The organism is Paenarthrobacter sp. NPDC058040, assembly GCF_042885775.1.
Taxonomy (GTDB): domain Bacteria; phylum Actinomycetota; class Actinomycetes; order Actinomycetales; family Micrococcaceae; genus Arthrobacter.
The window spans coordinates 29,221-54,474 of sequence record NZ_JBHVRN010000014.1; the positions used below are offsets into that span (position 1 = coordinate 29,221).

Genomic DNA, 25,254 nt, shown 5'->3' on the forward strand with positions numbered 1-25,254 from the left:
ACCACCGGCTCCTCCCGCTGACCGCTAGCCGTTCCGGCCCATCTGGTTCAGGCTCAGGATGTTTCCCTCGGTGTCGAGGAACCAGGCTGCTGCGGTGCCGTCGGGCATGGTGGCGATGCCATCCTCTGTCTTAAGTCCAGGGAAGTCGTAGTCTTCGAAAACCACGCCCTTTCCACGGAGTTCGGCCACTGTGGCGGCGAGGTCATCGACATTCCAGCCAATTTGGGTGTTCTTGGCAGTTCCGGCATTCGGCGTTTCGTAGAGGAAGAACGCCGTTCCATCCCCGCACGTGTATTGCAGGTTGTCGTCCGCGTCCGGATTATCGGGTTCAAGACCGAGTTTCTCGCTGTAGAAACCGCGGGCCCGTTTCAGATCCTGTGCCGGCAGAACGGCAGCCACTTGCTGATCTTTGAGCATGATTCTCTCTTTCCGGCTCTCCTCCCGGAACGAACTCTACTCCTGCAGCCACGTGAAGTAATCGGCTGATGGCGGCAGATTTGCCCGGCTGCGCGGTAGCGGCCGGGAAGCCGCATAGACTGGCCGCATGCCGATCATCCCTGACGATAAAGACTGGACCTGGGTGCTCTCCAAACCATGCCCCGAGTGCGGTTTTGATGCTTCCACAGTCACTCCAGCCACAGTTCCCGGGAGTGTGCTGAGCATGCTTCCCCGGTGGCGCGCCGCCCTTCGGCGTGAGGACGCAGCCATCCGGCCCAATGACCGTACGTGGTCGGTCCTGGAATACGCCTGCCATGTCCGCGACGTGTTCGAGTTGTTCGGCCAGCGCTTGAACCTCATGCTCACCCAGGAGAACGCCACCTTTGCGAATTGGGACCAGGACCAGGCAGCAATTGACGGCGAATATGCTGCGTCCGACCCGGGCCTGGTGGCGGAGGAACTGGTCACCGAAGGCGAGCAAGTGGCGGAGTCGTTCGCACGCGTGGTGCAGGACGAATGGCAATTGACCGGAATGCGGAGCAATGGTTCCGTCTTCACGGTCCTGACGTTCTCCCAGTACTTCCTGCACGACGTCGTACATCACTTGCATGACGTTGACGGCTAGGGCGGGCGGCTAAAGGAGCTTCTCCCACGTAATGCTCCGGTTCACCGGAGCATAGCCCAAGCCCAGGTACAGGCCGAGGGCGCCGGTGGGGTTCGCGGAATCGACGTCGAGGGAGGCAATGTCCATTCCTCCCTCGACGAACCTCCGCATGGCATCTGCAAGCAGCGCTTGGGCAATGCCACGCCCCCGAAATTCCCGGCGGACGCCGAGGAGCTCCGTGTAGCCCTCCTTGAAGCCGCGGTCGGCAGCGGCATCGGGGTCGTAGCTCGCCAAGTGGTATCCGGCAACCAAGCCCGTTACCCTATCGATCGCGACGGTGCTCCAGTCATGCCGGGCGGTGGGTTCTTCCATGGTGAAACGCCATGATTCCGCGTCCCGGGGTTCGCTCCCCCAGTGGTCCCTGAAGGCGTCGTTATGTGCTTGGCGGACCGGTTCATGAAGCGAGGTATCCAGGGTCCGCAATTCCAGTCCTGCCGGCAGCGACGCCACCGGCGGGGGAACCGACAGCGGCCGGTGCATCTCGTTGAACCAACGAACTGCGCCGTAACCGCGGGCCTCAAGCAAGGCGGCCTGGTGCCGGTGCTGTTCTTCGGTCCTGATGCGGAGCCGGGGCGGCGAAGCTGCGTATCCCCCGGCAGCATCGGCAACGAAACGCCGCCTCGTTTGGGCCTCCTGCCAGGCCAGGACGGCCGAACCGATTCCCCGCCGCTGCCACGCCGGGTCGACGCACGCCATGCCGGTTGCCTTGTTGCCATCCGGGTTCTTGACGATCCGCCCGTAGGCGCGTGCCATGCCGTCGCTGTCCAGGCCCAGAAGCGTGCTCGTGCCGGGATCGTTGACGGTGGATTCCAGGATGTGTTGCAGGTCGCCGGGCTTTTCGAACCATGCGGGATGTTCGACGGCGGCGGTTCGCGCAATCAGTCCAGCCCAGTTCCCGAGCTGGTCACCAGTGGCGGGTTGCCACCGCAGGCCGGTTGCCTCGGCATCCGGGATGGCGTTCTCGGGCAAGGACTGTTGTGGGGTCTCCGAAGGCATGCCAACAGGCTACTGAGGAGTAGGCCGCGCCACCAGTTCCGGGCCCGATTCAATCTCCAGCCGCCCCCGGAGTTCCAAGCGGGCGTCAGCGGCGTCGATGTCCGCGGGGTTGTGCGTTACCAGGACAACCGTGACGTCCTTCAACCCCCGTCGAAGCACAGCCATCATGTCCCGGGCTGAGGCGGCATCCAGGTGGGCGGTGGGTTCGTCGAGCAGCAGGACCTGCGCCCCGGTCAGGAGCGTCCTGGCCATGGCGAGCCGCTGCCGTTCTCCGCCGCTGAGGAAGGCGCCCCCAGGGCCGATCCGGGTATCGAGTTGCTGCGGAAGGGCATCCACCAGGACGTCCAGCCCAACGTCTGCGAGCGCCTTGCGCATCTCGGCGTCGCTGGGCTTGTCCCCCGAGGGGCGGGCCAGGAGCAGGTTGCCGCGGATGGTTGAATCGAAGAGGTGTGCCTCCTGGGGGCACCACGCAGCGCTTCCGGTCAGCCGCACTGTTCCGGAGGTCGGTGGCAGGAAGCCAAGCAGAACGGACAGTAGCGTGGACTTGCCGGCTCCCGAGCGTCCGGTCACGGTAAGCCAGCGGCCCGGGACAGCCTCGGCGGACAGCCCGGAAAAGATCTCTGGACCGCCCGGCCAGGCGGCAGAGACGTTCTCCAACTCGAGCCCTGCGCTCCCGGCCCGCTCGGGCACCGACTGAAGGCCGCCGTCGTCATTCTGCCCCGCACCCGGCGAGTCCAACGCTCCGGAACCGGCCACGCGGCGCAAAACGGCTGCGAGCGCGGGCGCTTGCCGGATGGCGGGCACCACCCCGGCATAGGGCTCCACGAGGGCAAGCTGCACAAGGACGATGACGGCCACCAGGGCCGGGCTGACAGCGCCCTCCAGGGTTGGCGCGGACCCCAGGACCCCCGCCCAGAGTGCCGCAAGTGAGCAGGCAAGCACGATGACGGCTTGGCCCAGCCCTTCGGCCCATGCCGACCTTTGGGCGGCGACGGTGGCCAGGGCATCTTTCGCCTTGAGTGCCTCCACCAAGGGCCCGGCCACACCGTTGGCCTGGAGCTCGGCCCGGGCATCCAACGCCGCAGCAACCCCGCGCAGGACATCGGCGTGCAGTTCTTGTTCGGCCTTGGCGGCGTTGCGGTCGGCGAACAATGCCAGGATCGGCGCGGCGACGAGTCCCAGGAGGGATGCAAGGAGCGTCGCGGGCAGCGCAGCGGGCAGCACCAGCGCCGTGGCAACAATGGCACCGGCAGCCACGCCCGCAGCCGCCATGGGCGGAAGAACAACCCTGGGGAGCAGGTCGCGGAGGGTATCGACTTCGTCCACCACTGAACCGAGCACACTGCCACCCTGCAGCAGCCTGCGGAGGGAGAGCGCGCGGCGACTCAATGTTGCCCACAGGGAACCGCGCAAGCGGGTCATCGCCGCGAACACGGCGTCATGGGTCAGCAACCGTTCGGTGTAACGGAGTACAGCCCGGCCAATGCCGAAGAAGCGGACCCCCACAATGGCGCCCAGCAGGTAGAGGATGGGCGGTTGTTCGCTCGCGCGGATGATCAGCCATCCTGACAAGCCGGAGAGTGCCACCGCGAACAGGGCGGCCAGGACGCCAACAACGGCGGCGGCGGCGAATTTCCAGCGTACGGGTTCCAGGACTGCGGCCAGCCGTCCCAGCGCTGCCCTCCGGCCCGACGCAACCGTGGGCGCGCCGTTGTGCTCCTCTGCCGTGATGTCCGGCCCTGCGCCGCTGGTTCCATTGGAGACCACCCGCGGTTCATGCGCCGGGCTGCCAGGTTCGCCCGGACTTCCAAGGGTGACGTTCAGGTCCGCAAGGTGCCGCGTGGCGGCGTCGTGGGCCACCAGGATCACCGTGACAGTGCCCCGCAAGGAACCAATCACGGATCGCACCACCTCTGCCGACTGATGGTCCAGGTGCGCCGTTGGCTCATCCAGGAGCAGCAAGGTGGCCCCGGACTCGAGGCGCGCCAGCCCACGGGCCAGGGCAACCCGACGCAACTCTCCCGGACTCAGTTCTGCCGGATGCTTGCTCGCCAAATGCCCGGCGCCGGCCCTCTCCAGCAACCGGTCGACGGTCGCCGGATCCGGTGGTCCTTCGCCCAGATAGAGTCGGATTTCGTCCTCCACCGTGGCGCATGCCATGACGGGATGCTGTGGAACCCACGCAACTGCCGCGGCGCCGGCAACAGTGCCGGACACGGACGCTTCGCCCCCGTTGCCCACCAGGCCGGCCAGCACGCCCAGCACAGTGGTCTTCCCGGCGCCGCTTGGTCCGTCCAGGGCGGTGACGAGCCCCGCCGGGGCCGTAAAGGTCAAAGGCCCGACGGCGGGTTCCTGCCTTTCGGCGTAGCTCACCGCCAGACCGGTAACCACGACGTCGGTCGGCCGGGGATTGCGCGGACCGTCACCCGTGAGAGAGGTGCTTGCCGGAGCGGCCAGCACTGCGTTGGTGGTTTCGAGTGCCTCCCGTCCGTCATCACTGGCGTGGTGGGCGGTACCGAGCTCGCGGAGGGGCAGGTAGCAATCCGGCGCAAGGATGAGCGCGAGCAGTCCTGCCTCGAGGGCCATGTCCCCGCCTACCAGCCGCACACCGATGAACACTGCCACCACTGCCACGGAGATCGTGGCGATGAGTTCGAGGGCCAGCGCGGAGAGGAACGCGGTCCGCAAGGTGGCCATGGTCCGGTGCCGGTACTGCTCCGAGATATCCTCCAGGGCCGCACGCTGGTCCGCTGCCCTTCCCAAGCCCACCAGGACCGGCAGGCCTTTGGCCAGTTCCAGGATGTGGCCGGACAGGGTGCGGAGCGTGCTCTGGGCGTCCCTGACCCGGTCCTCGGTGTGCCGTCCAATGAGGACCATGAAGAGCGGCACCAAGGGCACGGTCAGGACGATCACCACGGCGCTGACCCAGTCCGCCCAGAGGATCCTGGCGCCAACCAGCAGGGGTATCGTCGCGCAGTTCACCAGGGCCGGGAGGTACTGGGTGTAGTAGTCGTCCAGGGCGTCCAAGCCACGGGTGGCAAGGATGGCCAGTCCGCCATCGTTGACCCTGCCGCCCGTGGAGGCTCCGCCGTCGGAGAGTGCCTTTTCCAGGAGTTGCGCGCGCAGTTCCTCCTTCACGCCCAACGCGGCCCGCCGGGACGCGATACCCTGGCCCCACACGGCGAGGGACCTGAGCACAGCACCCACAGCACCCCACACCAGGCCGCTGCGCCAGTCGGTTGTTCCTCCGGCCAGACCAGCCAACATACCAGCCACGGCCTGGGCCATAAGCACCAGGGCGAGTGCCTTGAGTGCCGAGAGGATGCCTGTTCCGTAGAGGGCAGCCCGGGTTGCGGGACCGGAGGGAAACACTGGTTTCATGGAGGGCTAGGCTCCCGGGCTGGAGGTACTGCCGGGCTGCTGACGACCCTGCTGCGGCGCCGCGTTCAGCAGCACCTTTGAGGCAATGGCGGGCAGGAAGCCGTGGGCCTCGGGAATGTGCGATGAGCTGACCCGCCGCCGGAAGACCCAGTACGTCCATGCCTGGTAAGCGATGACCAGCGGAAGTCCCACCGCAGCCACGATGCTCATGAGACCCAGGGTGTAATCCGAGGACGACGCGTTGGAGATGGTCAGGCTGAATGCCGGATCGATGGTGGACGGGAGGACCACCGGGAAAGCTGCCCCGAAGATCGAGGCCGTAGCGCACACCACGAATGCGCCGGTGGCCGAGAAGGCCCGACCTTCGGCACCCTTCCGGGCCCACAACCACGCGAGGACCACGGCTGCCAATCCTGCGACGACTATCGCCCAGGTCCAAGGCTTTCCGCTGAGGAACTGCACGGCCCCCATCCAAGCAAGGAGGGGCAGTGAGGCTACCGGAACCAAACGCACAAACCAGCGGCTCGCACGGTGCCGCACCTCGCCGTCGGTCTTCAAGGCCAGGAAAGCCAGGGCATGGACCAGGGCGAAGGCCACCACCGCGAGGCCGCCCAGCACGGCGTAACCGCTGAACCAGGCCATCGGACCACCGCTGCGGTCGCCGTTGGCGTCGATGGGCAGGCCGGTGGTTGTCAGCGCCAGGGCGGCGCCGATGCCGAAGGACGCGACGAAGGAACCCAGGGCAATGGCCCAGTCCCACCCGTTGCGCCACCGCTCAGAGTCCACCTTGCCGCGGTATTCAAAAGCCACGGCCCGGAAGATGAGGGCCACCAGGACCAAGAGCAGGGGCAGGTAAAGCGTTGAGAACAAGGACGCGTACCAGAGCGGGAAGGCTGCAAAGGTTGCTCCGGCCGCCGTGAGCAACCAGACTTCGTTTCCGTCCCACACAGGCCCGATGGTGTTCAGCAGCACGCGCCGGTCCGTGTTGTTGCGTGCGAACAGCTTCATCAGCATTCCCACGCCCAAGTCGAAGCCCTCGAGGAAGAGATAGCCGGTCCACAGCACAGCGATGGCCACGAACCAGATTGTTGGCAACAGTTCCATTGGTGGTTTCCTCTGTCTCTAGTAGGCGAACGCCAGGACGTCGTCGGCCTTGTCCGGGCCGGGAGCGCCGTGGTGGTCGCCGTCGTCCTTGGCATGGGACAGTTCGGGCATGGCCGAGGCGACGCCACCGCGGACGTACTTGACCAGGAGCTTGACCTCCACCACCAGCAGCACTGCGTAAATGGCAGTCAAGACCACCAGCGAACCCATGATTTCGCCGGCGCTGACGCCAGGTGACACGGCGGCGGCCGTGAACATGAATACCTGGTCGATGCCGTTCATGTCCGGGTTGGGTGCCACGACGAACGGCTGGCGACCCATTTCCGTGAAGATCCATCCGGCAGCGTTGGCACCGAAGGGGGCAAGGATGCCGAAGACCGCCAACCGCATGAGCCACTTGGATTCCGGAACCACACCCTTGCGCGTCACCCACAGGGCGAGGAGAGCCGCCAGCGCGGCGATGCCGCCGAAACCGATCATCATCCGGAAGCCCCAGTAGGTCACTTCCATCACCGGCACGTACTGGATCTCTTGGCCGGCGCGGTCACCATAGAGCGGGTTGTCCGGGAGGTGGGTGCCGTACTTCTCCTTGTATTCGCCCAGGAGGCTGTTGACGCCCTTGACCTCGGTGGTGAAGTCGCCCTTGGCGAGGAAGGACAAGATTCCGGGAACCTCGATCACGGCAACAATGTCATCGCAGTTCTTGGCTCCGAGGTTGCCCACGCTCAGCACAGAGAAGCCGGTTCCGTCGTGGCAAGCCGCTTCGGCCGCGGCCATCTTCATGGGCTGCTGCTCGAACATCAGCTTGCCCTGCAGGTCGCCGGTGATGGCGGTGCCGGCAAACGAGATCATGGCTACCACGGCACCAATCCGGAGGGAGCGCATCCAAACGGTGTAGTCGGTTTTGTCGCGGCCAGGAATGGCAGCTTCGCCCGGAACCAGCCTGCCGTCCTTGCCCACAACGTCGATGCCGTCGTGCCGCCTGCGCCACAAGTGGTACCAGGCGATGCCGAGCAGGAACGCACCGGCTACGGCCAGCGCTCCGAACAGCGTGTGGGGAACGGCCACCAGTGCGGTGTTGTTGGTGAAGACCGCCCAAGCGTCTGTCATCACAGGCCTCCCATCCACCATTTCCACGCCGACGGGGTGCTGCATCCAGGAGTTGGCGACGATGATGAAGTACGCGGAGAAGAGCGAGCCGATCACGGCGATCCACAGGCACGCCAGGTGCACACCCCGTTTGAGCTGCTTCCAGCCGAAGATCCACAGGCCCAGGAACGTGGACTCCACAAAGAAGGCCAGCAGTGCTTCCAGGGCGAGCGGTGCGCCGAAGACATCCCCGACGAAGCGGCTGTACTCGCTCCAAGCCATGCCGAACTGGAACTCCTGGACGATGCCCGTGGCCACGCCCATGATGAAGTTGATGAGGAAGAGCTTGCCCCAGAACTTGGTCATCCGCAGGTACTCGGCCTTCCCCGTGCGGTACCAGAGCGTCTGGATGATCGCCACCACCAGACCAAGGCCGATGGTGAGGGGCACCATCATGAAGTGGTAGACGGTGGTGATACCGAATTGCCAACGTGCAATTTCCAAGGCGTCCATGGCTGTCCTTTGTCCGGCGGCCCAGAGTGGGTGGCTTAGTTCTACGAAGCGTAGAAAACTAATCTTCTACACAGTGTAGAACAAATACGGCTGGCTCAGTCCAATTCTTCAAGTGGCGTTACACACCCGCAAGGGGCAAGCGGCGCCCCATGGAATGACCGCTTCGGGCCGCGGCGCGCCGATAGTTCTACTTCACGTAGAATGGAGGACTGAAACGCGGTAGATTTATCGTGGAATGTTGGATCGTCGCACCCGGCAGAGGCATGGCGTGGCGCGGAAGGTAGGGACGTACAGATGGCGAGTCTTGGGGAACTGGAACGGGCAGTGATGGACCTGCTCTGGGCGGGACAAGAGGCCGCAACCGCCAACACATTGCGTGACTTGCTGGCCCAGGACTCCGACGCCGGCGATGGCTCTGCCGGACACCAAGGCAAGGACCTTGCCGTAACAACGGTCCTCACGGTGCTTTCCCGCCTGGAAAAGAAGGGACTCGTGGAGCGCGAACGCGGCACCCGCCCCCACCGCTACCAGGCTGTTTCGAGCCGCGCGGACCACACCGCCGAACTCATGCACGAGGTCCTCGGCTCGGCACCCGACCGCGAAGCTGTCCTTGCCCGCTTCATTGGCTCCGTCTCAGAAAGTGAAGCCGCAACCCTGCGCAAATTGCTCGGCTACAATTAGCCACTATGTTCTGGACCTCATATCTCCTGGCGGTCCTGGCATTGATTCTGGCATGGCCCGTGCCCGTCCTTCTCTCGCGGGCACAATGGCCGGCGCGTTCCCCGTTCACCGCCATGGTGCTGTGGCAGGCCATCGCACTCGCCGGTGGCCTTTCGATGATCGGCGCCATGCTGGTCTACGGACTGGAGCCCATCGGCGACAATTTGATCGCAGGCCTCAAGGGCCTTGCGGGGATGGTCTTCAACAACGCGCCAACCACGGCACTTGGGTTCTGGCACCTCTTCGCACTCTCGGCCGCGGCCCTGCTGACGGCCCACCTGGTCTTCACCCTGCTGCTGACCTATTACAAGATCGAACGGCAGCGACGCCGGCACCGTGAACTGCTCGCCCTGCTCGCCTCTCCCTCCGCCGACGGCCCCGGCACGGTGGTCATCAACCACGACTCCCCCGTCGCCTACTGCCTCCCCGGCGGCGCCCGGTCGGTGACCGTCCTTTCCGACGGGCTCATGGCCGCCCTCGAACCGGCAGAACTCCGCGCCGTCCTCATCCATGAAAACGCCCACCTTTCCCAGCGGCACGACCTCCTGCTGTGGGCCTTTGCGGCATGGCGCCAGGCTTTGCCATGGTTTCCCACTACCAGGCTGGCGCAGACAGCGGTGAATTCACTGATCGAAATGCTCGCCGACGATGTCGCCCTCCGGACCGAAAGCAAGGGCACGCTCATCAAAGCGATCGCGATCGTCTCGAGCGGCTCATCCGCTCCCGCCCCGCCGCCCGGCACGTTGTCGGCAGGCTCCCTGGCCGGCGGCGGCATTATCGAGGGTGGTTCCGTCAGCGCCACCGGCGGCGCCGACTCCCCACGCACGACGGCGTCACGCGTCAGCCGCCTTCTCTCCCCGAAGCCACCACTCGCCAAGGGCTTGAGGACTTTGGTGCTGGCGACCTCAGCCCTGTTGCTCGCGGTCCCGACGGCCCTGCTGATTGTTCCGGGGCTGCTTGGCTGACCCTCCTTCGTGGCGCAGTTACGCCAGGGTGGCCTCATAGACCAGCTCGGCGAAACCGTCCAAGGCCACAGAACACCGGGCCAAATGATCGGCCGCCTGCTCAGCCTGCGGCAAACGCAAAACATCCCGCGACTTCAGCTCCCGGAACCATCGCCGGAGACGCTCCAGGCTCTGCTCCTCCTCCTCGAGTTCCGCCAGCGTGAACTTCCTGCGCGCAATCTCTTTGGCGATTTCCTCTTCGAACTTGTTGCAATCGCTCATGAATTCGGCCCATTCATCGACGCGTGCAGCGACGAAGGCATCACGGAAAATGGCACCGCCATCGCCGCGCGGAACCGCGTCAACCACAGTCCACGTGCCCGAGCCCTTGTCCACGAGCTGCTGAACCCTCCCGAGGCCCTCCTCGAAGGCAGGGTGCGCGGGCAACACCCAAGTTCCAGGAGACAACGGCACAGCTCCTGTTTTGCGTAGTTCGCGCCACACGGCCACGCGGTGCCGCGAGGGCTGGGCAGGAACCTGGACAAGGAGCAAAAGCCAAGCAGTTTCGTCGTTGATCACAACAAAGAATGTATCAGCTGTTACATTGTGCAGTGTGAATCCCGATCTGCCGCCCTTCCACAACAGACATCGATGGCCGCTCTATGCCGCCGGCTTTACCACGGCGTTCGGCGCCCACGCGGTGGCCGCAAGCCTCGGAGCCGAAAGCGCTGACATCGGTCTCAACCTGCTCGGCTTGGGCGTCCTGCTGGCCCTGTACGACGTCGCCGAGGTCTTTCTTAAGCCTGTGTTCGGCTCCTTGAGCGACAGGATCGGGCCTAAACCAGTCATCGTTGGAGGCCTCGTCGCTTTTGCCGTCGCCTCACTGATTGGATTGTGGGCCGACCAGCCGCTCATGCTCGCCGCTGCGAGGCTGGGACAAGGAATGGCAGCTTCGGCGTTCTCGCCCGCATCGTCGGCCAGCGTTGCCCGGCTGGCAGGCACCCGAACAGGCCACTACTTTGGCCGCTATGGCTCCTGGAAGGGCCTTGGTTACGCCATCGGCCCGTTGCTCGGTGCATTCGCCATCATCGCTGGAGACTTCAGCCTGCTGTTCGGCGTCTTGGCGATCGTCGGCCTGCTGACCGCGGCGTGGGCTGCCATTTCCGTACCGCGGATCCAACCGCTCCCGAGGCCCCGGCACACCCTCCTGGACGTATGGCAGCAGAGCACGGAACGATCATTCCTGGGCCCAACCACCGTCTTGGCCGCCGGCACAGGGGCATTGGGCGCAGCCGTCGGCTTTCTTCCCGCCTTGGCCGCGAGGGAAGGACTCGGCACCACGGGGAGCATCGCCGTCGTCAGCGTCCTGGCCGTTGCCTCGGCGCTCATACAGCCGCGGATTGGAAAGCTCCGGGATCGCGGCGTCCTGAAGGACCGGCCGGGTATGGTGCTCGGCCTCCTCGCGATCGCGGCCGGGACGCTCACCGCAGCCTTGGTGCCAGGCGGGGGCGCCATATACGTCGCAGCCCTGACCATCGGCGCCGGCATTGGCGTGGCAACGCCGTTGGCGTTCGCGCATCTCGCCGACTCGACACCTGCCGAGCGGTTGGGCCGCACCATGGGTTCAGCGGAGCTCGGCAGGGAACTTGGCGACGCCGGAGGCCCACTTTTGGTCGGTGGTGTCGCCGTGGCCGCCGGGCTTCCGTGGGGCCTGGGAGCCTTGGCCGCGGTTGCGGCGGTCGCATCCCTGGCCGCGCCGTCAACGAAGGAAGCCCCTGCGCGAAACCCAGCGGCACAGCCTTAGGCGTCGATGCGTTCCCGGTCCAGAGTGGACGCACCAGCGATGATGAACTCCTTGCGCGGCGCCACATCGGAACCCATCAGCAGGTCGAAAACCTCTTCGGCACGCTGGGCACTGTCGATACCCACCTTCCGCAGCGTGCGGTGGCGTGGATCCATGGTGGTCTCGGCAAGCTGCTGGGCATCCATCTCGCCCAGGCCCTTGTAGCGCTGAATCGGTTCCTTGTAGCGCTTCCCCTCCTTGGCAAGGTTGGACAGCAGGACGTGGAGTTCCGCCTCGGAGTAGGTGTAGATCATCTCGTTGGCCTTCTGTCCGGGATTGATGACTTCAACCCGGTGCAGAGGGGGAACCGCAGCGAAAACCCTGCCCGCTTCGACCATGGGGCGCATGTAGCGGAAGAAGAGCGTCAGCAGCAGCGTCCGGATGTGCGCGCCGTCAACGTCTGCGTCGGTCATCAGAATGACCTTTCCGTAGCGTGCGGCATCGATATCGAAGCTGCGTCCGGACCCAGCGCCAACCACTTGGATCAGGGCTGCGCACTCGGCGTTGGAGAGCATGTCTCCGACGGAAGCCTTCTGGACATTGAGGATCTTGCCGCGGATCGGCAGCAACGCCTGGAAATCGGAGGATCGTGCCAGCTTGGCAGTGCCCAACGCCGAGTCACCCTCCACGATGAACAGCTCCGAGCGGGCAACGTCATCGGTCCGGCAGTCAGCAAGCTTGGTGGGCATGGAGGATGTCTCCAGCGCATTCTTCCGGCGCTGGGTTTCCTTGTGAACCCGCGCGGAAATGCGCGACTTCATCTCGCTGACCACCTTTTCCAGCAAGAGCGAGGACTGGGCCTTGTCATTGCGGTTGGCCGATGTCAGCTTGGCGGAGATTTCCTTCTCCACCACGCGCGCAACGATGGCCCGTACAGCGGAGGTGCCGAGGATCTCCTTGGTCTGGCCTTCGAACTGGGGTTCGGCAAGGCGCACGGTGAGCACTGCGGTCAGGCCGGCCAGGACATCGTCCTTTTCGATTTTGTCGTTGCCGGCCTTGAGCTTCCTGGCGTTGGTCTCCACCGCCTTGCGGAACGTCTTGAGGAGGGCAGCCTCGAACCCTGCCTGGTGGGTTCCACCCTTGGGGGTGGCGATGATGTTGACGAAACTCCGCATGGTGGTGTCGTAGCCAATGCCCCAGCGCAGGGCGATGTCCACTTCGCAGTCGCGCTCGACTTCGGCAATCTTGCTGTGCCCGTTCTCGTCAAGGACGGGCACGGTTTCCTTGAACTTCCCGGAGCCGTGCAGCCGCCACACATCCGTCACTCCGGAATCGGCGGCAAGGAAATCGACGAACTCGGAGATGCCGCCATCGTGGTGGAAGACTTCCTCGTGCGGGCCTGCCTCGCCCGGCGTACCTGGCAATTTCCGTTCGTCGCGGACGGTGATTTTCAGGCCCGGTACCAAGAAGGAGGTCTGGCGCGCCCGTGCCACGAGGTCGTCGTAGGAGAACTTCGCATCCGGCGTGAAAATCTGACGGTCCGCCCAATAGCGGACGCGGGTGCCGGTGACACCCCTTTTCGCCTTACCGACAACGTCCAGCACCGAACCCTCAACGAAGGGCTCGAACGGTGAGTCCGGACCCACTTTGGACCCTGGATCCTGGAAGCGCCCCGGCTCCCCGCGACGGAACGACATTTGGTAAGTCTTGCTTCCACGGTCCACCTGGACATCCAGGCGACTGGACAGTGCATTGACCACGGACGCGCCGACGCCGTGCAAGCCGCCCGACGCGGTGTAGGAACCGCCGCCGAACTTACCGCCGGCGTGCAGCTTGGTGAAGACCACTTCGACGCCGGAGAGGCCCGTTTTGGGTTCGACGTCCACAGGGATGCCGCGGCCGTCGTCATGGATTTCGACCGAATTGTCCGCGTGCAGGATCACCTTGATGTCATGGCCGAATCCTGCCAGCGCCTCATCCACCGCGTTGTCGATGATTTCCCACAGGCAGTGCATGAGGCCACGGGAGTCCGTGGAACCGATGTACATGCCCGGGCGCTTGCGGACAGCTTCCAAGCCCTCAAGGACGGATAGATGCCGGGCGTTGTATTCAGAACTCGGTGCCACTCGCGGTGCGCTCCTTCGGGGTATAGCTCAGGGTGTTTCCAGCAGCCTTCATGTCCGCCAAAAATCCGGGCAAACTCTGCCCATACTAGGGTAGCCGCCGGTGCCCTGCGGAACGGTTCGCCACTCCCGGCGGCGGCAGGGCGACGTCGTTACGTTACGCACATGTGATACGCGGACAGCGAAAGTGATCCATCCTTGCCATGGTTCTGCTTCGAATACTGGTTATATGGATGTACAGAACTACTAAGGAGGCCGACATGACAACAGCAGTTGCAGACCGCACGCTAAACGCAGCTGACCGATGCGATCGTTGCGGGGCTCAAGCATATGTCCGCGTTGTACTCGAGTCCTCCGGAGGTGAGCTGCTTTTCTGCGGCCACCACGCCCGCGCAGTTGAGGCCACGCTCCGGCCACTGACTTCCGACTGGCACGATGAGACCGAACGCCTCAACGAGAAGGCACCCGTTCCGGTCGACTAGGCAGGACAAGACGCAGCAGGGCCTCTCCCATCGGGAGGGGCCCTGCGCTTGTTAACCTCGGGATCGATCGCCGCGAGTGAAGCACAGTTCCCGCATGGGCCACTACAACCCGCACAGCGGCAACGGAGGGAACCATGGAAACACAGCAGCCCGGCCGGTGGACCCGGCCGGGCTGCTGTTGCCATGCAGATGGTTCTTAGTCCAGGTAGTCCCGCAGTACCTGCGAGCGGGATGGGTGCCGCAGCTTGGACATGGTTTTGGATTCGATCTGGCGGATACGTTCACGCGTAACGCCGTAGACCTTGCCGATTTCGTCTAAAGTCTTCGGCTGGCCATCGGTCAACCCAAATCGCATGGCCACCACACCGGCCTCACGCTCGGAGAGCGTATCCAGCACCGAGTGCAGTTGCTCCTGGAGAAGCGTGAAGCTCACGGCGTCAGCCGGGACAACAGCCTCGGAGTCCTCAATCAGGTCTCCGAATTCCGAGTCCCCGTCCTCACCCAGCGGGGTGTGCAGGGAAATCGGTTCGCGGCCATACTTCTGGACTTCCACAACCTTCTCGGGCGTCATGTCCAGTTCCAGGGCAAGCTCTTCCGGCGTGGGTTCGCGTCCCAGGTCCTGCAGCATCTGGCGCTGTACGCGGGCCAGCTTGTTGATGACTTCGACCATGTGCACCGGGATACGGATGGTGCGGGCCTGGTCGGCCATGGCACGGGTAATGGCCTGGCGGATCCACCACGTGGCGTACGTGGAGAACTTGAAGCCCTTGGTGTAGTCGAACTTTTCCACGGCGCGGATAAGGCCAAGGTTGCCTTCCTGGATCAGGTCCAGGAACAGCATGCCGCGGCCGGTGTAACGCTTTGCCAGGGAAACCACCAGACGCAGGTTCGCCTCCAGCAGGTGGTTCTTGGCGCGCTTGCCGTCGTGGATGACAAACTCCAGCTCACGCTTGAGCTTCGGATCCATGGATCCGTCATCGGCGGCGATCTTCTCCTCGGCGAAGAGACCCGCCTCGATCCGGAGCGCGAGGTCGACTTCCTGCTCTGCGTTCAGCAGGGCTACCTTGCCGATTTGCTTGAGGTAGTCCTTCACGGGGTCTGCGGTTGCACCGGCAGACATCACCTGCTGGACGGGGGCGTCGTCATCATCAGCATCGGAATAGACAAAGCCGGAGCCCGTGGGTGCAGGCTTGTCCTTGGCGGCAGGAGTACCCTCCTCTTCAACGTCGTCGTCTCCGACTTCGACTTCCTCAGCTGCGGAGGGATCGAATTCTTCGTCCTCGACTTCCGCTTCGTCTGAGTCATCTTCGGTGTTTGAAGACTTGTTGGCAGCCTCGGCCGCGGCCTTGGCACCGGGCTTGGGTCCGCGCTTCTTGGGCGCCGGCTTGTCAGGGCTGCCCTCTGAGGCCTTGTTGGCAGCACGTGTCGCCGCGCTCCTTGCCGAAGCCGCCTTCTTTTCCTCAGCGGACAGTTCGGCCTGGGCGGCGGGTTCCTTCTCGACGGAAGACGGGGTCACAGAAAACCTTTCTAGCGGCGGTCTGTGGAATCACCATGTGGGCAACACCACTATGACCCTGTCAAGTCCGCGATTATTTTCAAATGCAATCGCCGTCCGCAGGGTCTCTAGGTACAACTGCCGACGCCGCCATATTGTTCCCCGAAACGGGGCCCATGGGCATTCAAACGCGGACCCAACCGGGTCTCGGAGTCCATTGTCTCACGATTTTGCGAATCCCACGCGTAATGGACGTAGCAAGGCCTATTCCCTGTCCGCTACGTAGGTCCCCCACGCCGAGTCCGGACGCCGTGCCCATCCGTTGACCGTTCCCTGTCCCAGGATCTCATCCAGCAGTTCCGCCAGCCGGTAACCGGGTTTGGCAGCCAGGGCGCGGTCCAGGCACGCATGGGCGAATGAACCGCTTCCCTTGCACCAGGCGATCCATCCTTGCAGTGTCAATGCAGCGGCCGCCGCTTCGCCCTCTTCGTCTTCGAAGCAGAGGAAGGACAGGACCCGTTGGAGGGCATCGAGGAGCCGCCAGTCGGGAATCCGGGGCTGCACACCCAGGAGCACTTCACCGTAGGAAAAGAGCCCATCCATGACGGGAGGCCCTTGCTGTACTGGCTTTCCCGGTGATCCCGGCGTCCTGAACGCGTTGGCGTCCGGCCGCCCCCACCCCTCAGGACCGGCCTGCAACCCAAGTTCGAGCAGATTGAACGGCAGCGTTGAGGACACATCTTCGTCAAAAAGGTCGAATGATTCCGCCCCGGCTTTGGCAGAACGCACCCCGGCCGCGGCCATGACCATGACGGCGTCCCGCCAGGGCGGCACAGTCAGGCTTGCGCGCAGGAAGCCCACCAAACCTTCAGCGGTTGGCCCGTCAAACCCTTGCACCGTTCCCCCTTGGTCCGGCACGGAGCCACCGTGGGTCCACGGCCGGTCCAGGACCTGCCTCCATGCGTCCATCACGCCGTCCAGGCAAAGCTGACTGCGCCACGCGCCGATGAACTGACCTTGGAATCCCAACTCCGCCTGAAGCACGCCCTCGCCTGGTTTCCCCGGCAACGCGAGCCTGGGCGGGTCCACCTGGCTCCGGGGTGAAGAGCCCACGCTGCTTCCGCGGTACACCATTTCGGCGTTGCTCCTGCTGTTTCGGATCTGCTCCACCGGTAACCCGGGCACAGGACAGCAATCGGGGTTTGTGCAGAAGGCACTGCGCCAATATTCATCGCCTACGAGCCACGCATCCCGAACGGGGAGGCCAACCGTCTCCAGTGCTTGCTGTAAGGCAACAAGCAACGGCATGGCACGACTGGCCACCGAGCCGTCCTCCCACCCGTCACCGTCGTAAAGAGCAAGTACCACTCCGTTGGCCTGTTCGTCGGCGAGGAGGTGGTTCCGCACGTACTCGGCAAAGGCGGCCCGGACACGCGGTGCGTTTGACCTCGGAAGATCCACCCGGAGCGTTGCCCCGAGAGTTTTCTCCTGCATGGTGATGGCTACCAGGCTGTCCTCGGGCCAGTAGCCAAGCAGATGCGGAATGTAGCCCAGGACGTCTTCGGGTTGGTGGATGCTGAGGGTCTCATTGGTGGTCATGGGTCAAGCATTGCCAGCGCCGAGGTGACCAAGCAGGGGCCAACCGGCGTATGTGGAAAAGCACGCCTGTGGAAGGCAAGTGGCGCTGTTGCCTGCTGTCGCCAGGCTGCGCCGGTGTCTAGCTGTCTCCGCGCTGCCCGGGCGTCGAACGAGCTGCCCGTCGCCGCTCGATCCGCTCCCGGCGCTGCTTCGCCAGCGTGGCCACCAGCGGGGCCACGTGGATGCCCTGCGCCGCCATCTGGCGGCGCACCTTGCGCCTTGTCAAGAGGATCAGCACCGTGCCGAGGGCGAGGAGCACGAATTGGATGCTCAGCGCAATCCGGAAGGGCGCCAGTCCGTAGAGGGCCCCGTTGGAGAATCCGCTGGCATTAAGGAGGTCCAGCACCAATCCGATGAGGTAAATGGCGACCAGCGCCGCGATGAATCCGCCAACGTTGACGATTCCCGTTGCAGTTCCGATCCTGTGCGAGGGGTTGAACGTCCTCGCGAAATCGAAGCCGATCATCGAGCCCGGGCCACCGACGGCCAACACCACAACCAGGACAACCAACAGCCACAGCGGCGCCTTGTCGGGCAGAACCAGCACCGCCGCCCACACCAGCGCCGTGGCCAGGGTGATCAACAGGACCATGGCCGACCGCCTCATGGGGTGCTTGGAGACGAACCTCCCCACCCCCGGCCCCGAAACAATGGCAGTCGCAACGAACAGAGCCATCAACGCGGAGACCGTGGCAGCGTCCAGTCCCTGGGCAGAGAGGAGGAACGGGTAGCCCCACGTCATGGCAAACAGGTTGCCGCTGAACTGGACAGTGAAGTGGCTCCACAGCCCCAACCGGGTGCCGGGCTGCTTCCAGGCCCGCGACAAGGACACACCTGTTGCCCTGAGCCCCTGGGCAGTATCCCTGGGCGGGTGGCCCGGAGGAGCATCCCTCAGGAGCACCAAGACCAGAACGACGGCGAGTACGGACATTGCGGCCAACGACAAGAACGCGGGCGTCCACCCCGCGGAATGCAGCAACAGCGCGAAAGGCACCACGCTGAACAACTGCCCCAATTGTCCGCACATGCCAGTCAGCTGCGTCACCAGGGGAACCCGGGCCGGAGCGAACCACAAGGGGACCAGGCGGATGACGGAAATGAAAGTCATGGCATCCCCCGCGCCAACCAAAACCCTGCCCAGCACACCGCCGGGGATGCTGTCTGCGAAGGCCAACTGCAACTGCCCCAGCCCCATCAGGACCGCGCCGCCGGCAACCATCACGCGGGAGCCAAACCGGTCCACGAGGACGCCCACCGGTATCTGCAAACCGGCGTAGACCAGCAACTGCAGGACGGTGAAGAATGAAACTGCCGCAGCGCTGGCGTGGAAACGCTCAGTGGCCTCCAGGCCGGCGACTCCAAACGAGGTCCTCTGCGCCACCGCAACCAGGTAGGCGAACACGCCGATTGTCCAAATGAGCCAGGCGCGGGGAGAATTCACTCCTTAATTATGCCTGTCATGCGATCAAAGCTGATTTATTGAGGCGCATCCTTACGGGCAAGGTAGGCCTCCACCGCGGCACCCAGATCCTCCGCATTGGGAAGTTCATCGTTCTCGTCGGCGAGCAGTGAACGGCGCACCATGCCTTCGGACTTCTCGTCGTAGCGGGCCTCCAGGTTGGAAACCACCGCCTGCACTTCCTCTGACGATTCAATCTGCTCGGCGATTTGGCGTCCGACCTCACGCCCTGATTCACGCAGGCGGTCGGTGGGCAGCATCAGCGACGTGGCCGCGCCCAGGTACTCCAGGCCGGCGACTGCCGCTTGCGGGTACTCGGCCTCGGACAAGTAGTGCGGGACGTGGATAACATAGCCTGCAACATTGCGCTCAGCTTCAGTGAGCCGCAACTCCAGGATGTGGCCAATCGCTGCCGGCACCTCCACCGTCGGCTTCCAGCTGGAGATGCCCTCGATAAGCTCGGGACGGTTGCCGTGGACTGTAACCCCTACGGGGCGCGTGTGGGGAACAGGCATGGGAATCGAGTGGATCCAGGTCACCAGGTTGACATCGAGTTTCTCGACGATTCCAACGACGGCGCGCGAGAAGCGCTCCCACTGCAGGTCCGGCTCAAATCCTGCCAGCAGGAGGAAGGGCTGGCCGAGGCCGTCGCTCAGTTTGTACAGGCCCAGCTTCGGGGGCTGGTAATCCTGCAGGTGATCTTCAACAAAGGTGATGTGCGGCCGCCGGGACCGGTAATCGATCAACTGGTCTGCGTCGAACATTGCCACCACTTCGGCGTCGAGCTGGTCGAGCAATTCCGCGTTGATCTGCCTGACCACATGCCCGGCATCAGCAAAGCCCGTAAAGCCCATGACCATGTTCAGTCCCCGCAGTTCAGGACTGTGGAAAATCTCGATGTTGCTCGCGTAGAGCGCCTCGGGGTCCAGGAGGGAGCCGGATATCCGTTCAAACACGGCATGTTCCTTTCGCGGTGGCAAGGTTAGGGGGTCCTGACGGGCCTGGTTCCGTGGACTACAGGCACGTCAAGGACCGGTCTTTAATGATCGCTATTGGTACAACGCTGCACGTCCGGCGGGCATTCCTGCCTTCCTGTGTGCCGCAGATCTCATTTAATTGCCCTTCGCAGCCCCGTAGAGACTACGATCGGAACGGGCCGCCGTCCTCTTGCGACGCTGGGCCTGAAGACCAAGGCCGCCGTCGCAAGAGGACGTCGGGCGCGTACCGGGACGGGGCGCCAAACATGCAGCCCCGCCAAGCAATGCAGAGAGAAGTGAGGACACATCCTCGTGGTCAAGACTACTGACATCATCCTCGGCGTGATCGCCAAGGATCTGAAAAAGTCCCCCAGCGACGCCCTCGTGATTGGTGTGGCACAAGGCACAGACGGCCCCGTACTGCTGTCCAATCCCTTGAGCGCCAAGTCCGCCGAGTCGATCTCCGGGTCCTTGAAGGTCCTGGGAATCACGGGCGCGGCCGACCAGGTGCACCGCCTTCCGGGCCTGCCGGAAACCGGCTCGGACATCCTCGTCCTCGCGGGGGTCGGAAAGCAGTCCGACGGCGGCAGCCTCACGGAAGAGTCGTTGCGCCGCGCGGCGGGATCGGCTGTCCGCCAACTGGCCGGCCTGTCCTCTGTAACACTCGCGCTCCCCACCTCGACGGTCACCGACATCGCCGCAGTCGCCGAAGGCGCTGCCTTGGGCTCCTACTCCTACACTGAGCACCGCTCCAGCCAGGATGGCCTGAAGGCACCGGTCAGCAAGGTCCTCCTCTACAGCGGGGTCGCAGCCAAGGAAGCACAGCCCGCCCTGGACCGTGCCATCGTCCTGGCCCGCGCCGTGAATGCGACCCGTACCTTGGTCAACCAACCGCCGAGCCACCTCTTCCCGGAGTCGTTTGCCGACTCCGCGAAGGAACTCGCCAAGGGGCTGCCCGTCAAGGTCACGGTTTGGGACGAAAAGCGCCTGGAGAAGGAAGGTTTCGGCGGCATCCTCGGCGTCGGCAAGGGCTCCACCCGCCAGCCCCGCCTGGTCAAGGTCGAGTACGCCCCCGCCAAGGCGGCAAAGAAGATCGCACTGGTCGGCAAGGGCATCACCTTCGACACCGGCGGCATTTCCATCAAGCCGGCCCTCGGCATGGGCGACATGAAGGGCGATATGGCGGGCGCCGCCGTCGTTCTTAACACTGTCTTGGCCCTTGCTTCGCTCGGCTTGCCTATTAAGGCGACCGCTTGGCTCTGCATCGCGGAAAACATGCCGTCAGGCGCTGCGGCGCGGCCTGCCGACGTCTTCACAATCTATGGCGGCAAGACCGTCGAGGTCCTCAATACCGACGCCGAGGGGCGCCTGGTGATGGCCGACGGAATCGTCGCTGCCAGCTTGGAAAACCCCGACGCCATTATTGACGTGGCAACACTGACGGGCGCGCAGCTGATTGCACTGGGTGTGCGCACAGCAGGCATCATGGGCTCGGACACCGTCACGGCCGCACTCAAGTCCGCAGCAGACCGCGCGGGTGAGTTGGCGTGGCCAATGCCGCTCCCCGAGGAACTTCGTCCCAGCCTGGACTCACAGGTGGCGGACATCGCGAACATCGGCGACCGCAACGGCGGCATGATGACCGCTGCTGTCTTCCTGCGCGAGTTCGTGGGAAAGAACGGCAACGGCGAACAGATCCCCTGGGCCCACGTCGACATTGCCGGGCCCGCCTTCAACAACGGCAGCCCCTACGGCTACACCCCCAAGCAGGGAACCGGATCCACGGTCCGCACCCTCGTGGCCTACGCGGAAGACCTTTTGACGGCGTCCGCCGAGGCGTAACAGCCGCTCCGCCAAGGCTGGGCCGGGCCTTCCGGGATCGCTCCGGAAGGCCCGCACAAGCCCGGAATTATGCGGCGTGTAGCGCTGTGTCACAAGTGAACGTGAGTCTCGACACAAGCGCTCCACAAACGCCCGCAGAGGGTGGAGCATGGGTAGGTGGTTCGCTAAGGTGAACTCGATAGTCACAAATGCAAGAGAACTTAGGTGCTGGCATAATCACGGCAGAACAAGTTCCAAAGACCCGATGGCACGCAGTCCCGTGTCATCATTCACGCGAGGGAGCGTTTTAGTGGCCGATCAGGCAACTGCGCAAGAATTCGACATCCTGGTACTCGGTGGCGGCAGCGGCGGCTACGCCACGGCCTTGCGGGCCGTACAGCTTGGGTTCACCGTTGGCCTTGTGGAAAAGGCAAAGCTCGGCGGAACCTGCCTCCACAACGGCTGTATCCCCACCAAGGCACTCCTGCACTCGGCCGAACTGGCCGACCATGCACGCGATTCCGCCAAGTACGGCGTGAACGTGACCTTGGACAGCATCGATATGTCGGCCGTGAACGCCTACAAGGACGGCATCATCGCCGGCAAGTTCAAGGGCCTCCAGGGACTCATCAAGTCCAAGGGCATCACCGTCATCGAGGGTGAAGGCAAGCTCCAGGGCAACAACACCGTCGTCGTGAACGGCACGGCCTACACCGGCAAGAACATTGTCCTGGCCACCGGCTCCTACTCGCGTTCGCTTCCGGGCCTGGAAATCGGCGGCAAGGTCATCACCTCGGACCAGGCCCTCACCATGGACTACATCCCGAAGAGCGCCATCGTGCTCGGCGGCGGCGTCATCGGCGTCGAGTTCGCTTCCGTGTGGAAGTCCTTCGGCGTGGACGTCACCATCATCGAAGGCCTCCCCTCCCTGGTACCCAACGAGGACGCCGCGATCGTCAAGAACCTTGAGCGTGCTTTCAAGAAGCGCGGCATCAAGTTCAGCACCGGCATCTTCTTCCAGGGCGTGGAGCAGGACGAGAACGGCGTCAAGGTCACCTTGGTTGACGGTCAGACGTTCGAAGCCGACCTCCTTTTGGTCGCTGTTGGCCGTGGCCCCGTTACCGCCAACCTTGGCTACGAAGAAGCCGGAATCACCATCGACCGTGGCTTCGTCATCACCAACGAGCGCCTCCACACCGGCGTGGGCAACATCTACGCGGTAGGCGACATCGTTCCCGGCGTCCAGCTTGCCCACCGCGGTTACCAGCAGGGCATCTTCGTCGCCGAAGAAATCGCAGGCCTCAACCCCGCGATTGTCGAAGACATCAACATCCCCAAGGTCACCTACTGCGAACCGGAAATCGCAACCGTGGGCTACACCGAGAAGCTCGCCAAGGAAAAGTTCGGCGAAGACCAGGTGCAGACCCAGGAGTACAACCTGGCCGGCAACGGCAAGAGCTCCATCCTTGGCACGGGCGGCATCGTCAAACTGGTCCGCCAGAAGGACGGCCCCGTGGTTGGCATCCACATGATCGGCTCCCGCATCGGTGAGCAGATCGGCGAAGCCCAGCTCATCGTGAACTGGGAAGCGTACCCGGAAGACGTGGCCCAGCTGGTCCACGCCCACCCGACGCAGAACGAAGCCCTGGGCGAAGCCCACCTCGCCCTCGCGGGCAAGCCGCTCCACGGCTAAGTCTTTACCCAAGACAAACGGGCCGGGTGCACGCGGCAGGATCTGCAGCGTGCACCTGCCCGGACCAGCAGAATTCATCCGCACAAAAAGATCAATAAGGAGAACGGGGACGACATGTCTGAATCCGTTAACTTGCCCGCCCTCGGTGAGAGTGTCACCGAAGGAACCGTCACCCGCTGGCTCAAGCAGGTTGGTGACCGGGTAGAGATCGACGAGCCGTTGCTCGAGGTTTCCACCGACAAAGTAGACACCGAAATCCCTTCTCCGATCGCAGGCGTCATCGAAGAGATCCTCGTCGCCGAAGACGAGACCGCTGAGGTTGGCGCTCCCCTGGTTCGCATCGGTGACGGCTCCGGCTCGGCACCCGCCGCCGAGGAAGCTCCGGCCCCCGCCGCCGAGGCTCCCGCCGAGCAGGCTGCCCCGGCCCAGGAGGCGCCCGCTGCCCCTGCCGCCCAGGAAGCACCCGCTGCCGAGGCTCCTGCCGCCTCCGGAGGCGAAGGCCACGAGGTAACCCTGCCTGCACTGGGCGAGAGCGTAACCGAGGGCACCGTCACCCGCTGGCTCAAGGCCATCGGCGACACCGTGGAGATTGACGAGCCGCTGCTCGAGGTCTCCACCGACAAGGTCGACACCGAAATCCCCTCGCCCGTTGCCGGTACCCTCCAGGAAATCCGGGTCAACGAGGACGAGACCGCCGAAGTTGGATCGGTTCTTGCCGTCATCGGTTCGGGTGCAGCCGCGCCCGCCGCCGCACCGGCACCCGCAGCACCGGCACCGGCCGCAGCACCTGCACCCGCCGCTGAAGCCCCCGCTCCCGCAGCACCAGCACCGGCTGCAGCACCCGCTTCGGCAGCTCCCGCAGCACCTGCACCTGCACCGGCCGCTGCCACGGCAGCGCCCGCAGAAACCGGTGGATCTTCCGAGTCCGGCTACGTCACTCCCCTGGTCCGCAAGCTGGCCAACCAGCACGGCGTGGATATCTCCGCTGTGTCCGGCACCGGCGTTGGCGGCCGCATCCGCAAGCAGGACGTCTTGGCTGCAGCCGAGGCCAAGTCGGCCGCCGCAGCCCCGGCTTCGGCTCCCGCAGCTGCCCCTGCTGCCAAGGCTGCCGCACCCGTCGTTGCTTCCTCGCTCCGCGGAACTACGGAAAAGGCGCCGCGCATCCGTCAGGTCATCGCCCGCCGCATGCGCGAGTCGCTTGAGGTCTCCACGCAGCTCACGCAGGTGCACGAAGTGGACATGACCAAGATTGCCAAGCTTCGCCTGAAGGCCAAGAACAACTTCCAGGCCCAGAACGGCGTCAAGCTGACGTTCCTGCCGTTCATCGCCAAGGCTGTTGCTGAGGCCCTCAAGCAGCACCCCAAGCTCAACGCTGCCTACGACGAGTCCAAGCAGGAAATCACCTACCACAACGCCGAACACCTGGCGATTGCTGTGGACACTGACAAGGGCCTGCTGGTTCCGGTCATCTCCGACGCCGGAAACCTCAACCTGGCGGGCCTTGCCGGCAAGATCGCCGATGTCGCAGGCCGCACACGCGATGGCAAGATCGGCCCTGACGAGCTCTCCGGCGGCACGTTCAGCATCACCAACATCGGATCCGTTGGCGCCCTGTTCGATACCCCGATCATCAACCAGCCGCAGGTGGGTATCCTGGGCACCGGCGCAATCGTCAAGCGCGCCGTAGTTGTTGCCGACGAGAACGGTGACGACTCGATCGCCATCCGCTCCATGATGTACCTCTCGCTGACGTACGACCACCGCCTGGTGGACGGTGCGGACGCCGGCCGCTTCCTGCAGACGCTCAAGGCCCGCCTTGAAGAAGGCGCCTTCGAGGCGGACTTGGGCCTCTAAGCCCTTTCAATTCCAGCTCTGCTGATATGGGAGGCGGGGAAGGATTCGGGAAATTCCCGGAATCCCTCCCCGCCTCTTTC

19 protein-coding genes are annotated in these 25,254 nt (G+C 64.3%); 8 read left to right on the top strand and 11 right to left on the bottom strand.

All coding sequences use genetic code 11. The features are described from left to right. Positions 1-24: 24 nt before the first annotated feature. Positions 25-417: a VOC family protein gene (locus ACFVSJ_RS18800; RefSeq protein ID WP_387438489.1), complete on the bottom strand. Its 393-nt coding sequence runs from the start codon at positions 415-417 to the stop codon at positions 25-27. A 127-nt stretch (positions 418-544) separates the two neighbouring features. On the opposite strand from ACFVSJ_RS18800, the gene ACFVSJ_RS18805 reads away from it, so the two are divergent. After that, complete coding sequence (locus tag ACFVSJ_RS18805) at positions 545-1,063, top strand: DinB family protein (protein ID WP_387438491.1); 519 nt, start codon at positions 545-547, stop codon at positions 1,061-1,063. Positions 1,064-1,072: 9 nt separating this feature from the next. On the opposite strand, the gene ACFVSJ_RS18810 is transcribed toward ACFVSJ_RS18805, so the two are convergent. Genes ACFVSJ_RS18810 through ACFVSJ_RS18825 form a run of 4 tightly spaced genes read right to left on the bottom strand, consistent with a single transcriptional unit; the run spans position 1,073 to position 8,185 of the window. Then, positions 1,073-2,098, bottom strand: a complete 1,026-nt coding sequence (locus ACFVSJ_RS18810; RefSeq protein WP_387438492.1) for a GNAT family N-acetyltransferase — start codon at positions 2,096-2,098, stop codon at positions 1,073-1,075. A gap of 9 nt (positions 2,099-2,107) precedes the next feature. Continuing rightward, on the bottom strand, positions 2,108-5,479 hold the full coding sequence (cydD, locus tag ACFVSJ_RS18815; protein WP_387438493.1) for a thiol reductant ABC exporter subunit CydD: 3,372 nt from the start codon (positions 5,477-5,479) through the stop codon (positions 2,108-2,110). Positions 5,480-5,485: 6 nt separating this feature from the next. After that, complete coding sequence (gene cydB, locus ACFVSJ_RS18820; protein WP_387438495.1) at positions 5,486-6,583, bottom strand: cytochrome d ubiquinol oxidase subunit II; 1,098 nt, start codon at positions 6,581-6,583, stop codon at positions 5,486-5,488. 18 nt (positions 6,584-6,601) lie between these two features. Beyond that, a complete protein-coding gene (locus ACFVSJ_RS18825) occupies positions 6,602-8,185 on the bottom strand; it encodes a cytochrome ubiquinol oxidase subunit I (protein WP_387438497.1) in 1,584 nt (527 codons plus the stop codon). Between the two features lie 294 nt (positions 8,186-8,479). On the opposite strand from ACFVSJ_RS18825, the gene ACFVSJ_RS18830 reads away from it, so the two are divergent. Both ACFVSJ_RS18830 and ACFVSJ_RS18835 read left to right on the top strand, forming a co-directional pair. Then, on the top strand, positions 8,480-8,866 hold the full coding sequence (locus ACFVSJ_RS18830; protein ID WP_387438498.1) for a BlaI/MecI/CopY family transcriptional regulator: 387 nt from the start codon (positions 8,480-8,482) through the stop codon (positions 8,864-8,866). Positions 8,867-8,871: 5 nt separating this feature from the next. Beyond that, a complete protein-coding gene (locus ACFVSJ_RS18835; RefSeq protein ID WP_387438499.1) occupies positions 8,872-9,870 on the top strand; it encodes a M56 family metallopeptidase in 999 nt (332 codons plus the stop codon). Between the two features lie 18 nt (positions 9,871-9,888). Here ACFVSJ_RS18835 and ACFVSJ_RS18840 read toward each other — a convergent pair whose 3' ends face one another. After that, complete coding sequence (locus ACFVSJ_RS18840) at positions 9,889-10,428, bottom strand: Chromate resistance protein ChrB (RefSeq protein WP_387438500.1); 540 nt, start codon at positions 10,426-10,428, stop codon at positions 9,889-9,891. Positions 10,429-10,462: 34 nt separating this feature from the next. Between ACFVSJ_RS18840 and ACFVSJ_RS18845 the strand changes: the two genes are divergently transcribed. Further along, positions 10,463-11,653 carry an MFS transporter gene (locus ACFVSJ_RS18845; RefSeq protein WP_387438502.1) on the top strand — a complete coding sequence of 397 codons (1,191 nt, stop codon included), beginning with the start codon at positions 10,463-10,465 and terminating at the stop codon, positions 11,651-11,653. On the opposite strand, the gene ACFVSJ_RS18850 is transcribed toward ACFVSJ_RS18845, so the two are convergent. Continuing rightward, a complete protein-coding gene (locus tag ACFVSJ_RS18850; protein WP_387438503.1) occupies positions 11,650-13,758 on the bottom strand; it encodes a type IIA DNA topoisomerase subunit B in 2,109 nt (702 codons plus the stop codon). The two genes, ACFVSJ_RS18845 and ACFVSJ_RS18850, sit on opposite strands and share 4 nt — an antisense overlap. Positions 13,759-14,015: 257 nt before the next feature. Here ACFVSJ_RS18850 and ACFVSJ_RS18855 point away from each other — a divergent pair, with 257 nt between their 5' ends. Beyond that, the gene (locus ACFVSJ_RS18855) at positions 14,016-14,237 is read left to right on the top strand and encodes a hypothetical protein (protein ID WP_021473125.1); all 222 of its coding nucleotides are present in this window, start codon (positions 14,016-14,018) and stop codon (positions 14,235-14,237) included. Between the two features lie 196 nt (positions 14,238-14,433). Here ACFVSJ_RS18855 and ACFVSJ_RS18860 read toward each other — a convergent pair whose 3' ends face one another. The 4 genes from ACFVSJ_RS18860 to ACFVSJ_RS18875 all read right to left on the bottom strand — a co-directional run bounded on the left by ACFVSJ_RS18860 (position 14,434) and on the right by ACFVSJ_RS18875 (position 19,785). Next, positions 14,434-15,753: an RNA polymerase sigma factor gene (locus tag ACFVSJ_RS18860; protein ID WP_387438504.1), complete on the bottom strand. Its 1,320-nt coding sequence runs from the start codon at positions 15,751-15,753 to the stop codon at positions 14,434-14,436. Positions 15,754-15,996: 243 nt separating this feature from the next. Then, the gene (locus ACFVSJ_RS18865) at positions 15,997-17,331 is read right to left on the bottom strand and encodes a DUF4192 domain-containing protein (protein WP_387438505.1); all 1,335 of its coding nucleotides are present in this window, start codon (positions 17,329-17,331) and stop codon (positions 15,997-15,999) included. A gap of 118 nt (positions 17,332-17,449) precedes the next feature. After that, positions 17,450-18,811 carry a nitrate/nitrite transporter gene (locus ACFVSJ_RS18870; RefSeq protein WP_387438506.1) on the bottom strand — a complete coding sequence of 454 codons (1,362 nt, stop codon included), beginning with the start codon at positions 18,809-18,811 and terminating at the stop codon, positions 17,450-17,452. 35 nt (positions 18,812-18,846) lie between these two features. Continuing rightward, positions 18,847-19,785, bottom strand: a complete 939-nt coding sequence (locus ACFVSJ_RS18875) for a proteasome assembly chaperone family protein (RefSeq protein ID WP_387438507.1) — start codon at positions 19,783-19,785, stop codon at positions 18,847-18,849. A gap of 333 nt (positions 19,786-20,118) precedes the next feature. On the opposite strand from ACFVSJ_RS18875, the gene ACFVSJ_RS18880 reads away from it, so the two are divergent. The 3 genes from ACFVSJ_RS18880 to sucB all read left to right on the top strand — a co-directional run bounded on the left by ACFVSJ_RS18880 (position 20,119) and on the right by sucB (position 25,174). Then, a complete protein-coding gene (locus ACFVSJ_RS18880; protein WP_387438508.1) occupies positions 20,119-21,648 on the top strand; it encodes a leucyl aminopeptidase in 1,530 nt (509 codons plus the stop codon). A 289-nt stretch (positions 21,649-21,937) separates the two neighbouring features. Beyond that, positions 21,938-23,320: a dihydrolipoyl dehydrogenase gene (lpdA, locus tag ACFVSJ_RS18885; RefSeq protein ID WP_387438510.1), complete on the top strand. Its 1,383-nt coding sequence runs from the start codon at positions 21,938-21,940 to the stop codon at positions 23,318-23,320. A gap of 114 nt (positions 23,321-23,434) precedes the next feature. Continuing rightward, on the top strand, positions 23,435-25,174 hold the full coding sequence (sucB, locus tag ACFVSJ_RS18890; RefSeq protein WP_387438512.1) for a 2-oxoglutarate dehydrogenase, E2 component, dihydrolipoamide succinyltransferase: 1,740 nt from the start codon (positions 23,435-23,437) through the stop codon (positions 25,172-25,174). The last annotated feature ends 80 nt before the right edge of the window (positions 25,175-25,254 follow it).

Coding starts and splice junctions, on each gene's coding strand:
- cydD (WP_387438493.1), bottom strand. CDS start 5,479: ATGAAACCAGTGTTTCCCTCCGGTCCCGCAACCCGGGCTGCCCTCTAC.
- ACFVSJ_RS18830 (WP_387438498.1), top strand. CDS start 8,480: ATGGCGAGTCTTGGGGAACTGGAACGGGCAGTGATGGACCTGCTCTGG.
- ACFVSJ_RS18810 (WP_387438492.1), bottom strand. CDS start 2,098: ATGCCTTCGGAGACCCCACAACAGTCCTTGCCCGAGAACGCCATCCCG.
- cydB (WP_387438495.1), bottom strand. CDS start 6,583: ATGGAACTGTTGCCAACAATCTGGTTCGTGGCCATCGCTGTGCTGTGG.
- ACFVSJ_RS18800 (WP_387438489.1), bottom strand. CDS start 417: ATGCTCAAAGATCAGCAAGTGGCTGCCGTTCTGCCGGCACAGGATCTG.
- sucB (WP_387438512.1), top strand. CDS start 23,435: ATGTCTGAATCCGTTAACTTGCCCGCCCTCGGTGAGAGTGTCACCGAA.
- ACFVSJ_RS18855 (WP_021473125.1), top strand. CDS start 14,016: ATGACAACAGCAGTTGCAGACCGCACGCTAAACGCAGCTGACCGATGC.
- ACFVSJ_RS18835 (WP_387438499.1), top strand. CDS start 8,872: ATGTTCTGGACCTCATATCTCCTGGCGGTCCTGGCATTGATTCTGGCA.
- ACFVSJ_RS18805 (WP_387438491.1), top strand. CDS start 545: ATGCCGATCATCCCTGACGATAAAGACTGGACCTGGGTGCTCTCCAAA.
- ACFVSJ_RS18865 (WP_387438505.1), bottom strand. CDS start 17,331: ATGACCACCAATGAGACCCTCAGCATCCACCAACCCGAAGACGTCCTG.
- ACFVSJ_RS18825 (WP_387438497.1), bottom strand. CDS start 8,185: ATGGACGCCTTGGAAATTGCACGTTGGCAATTCGGTATCACCACCGTC.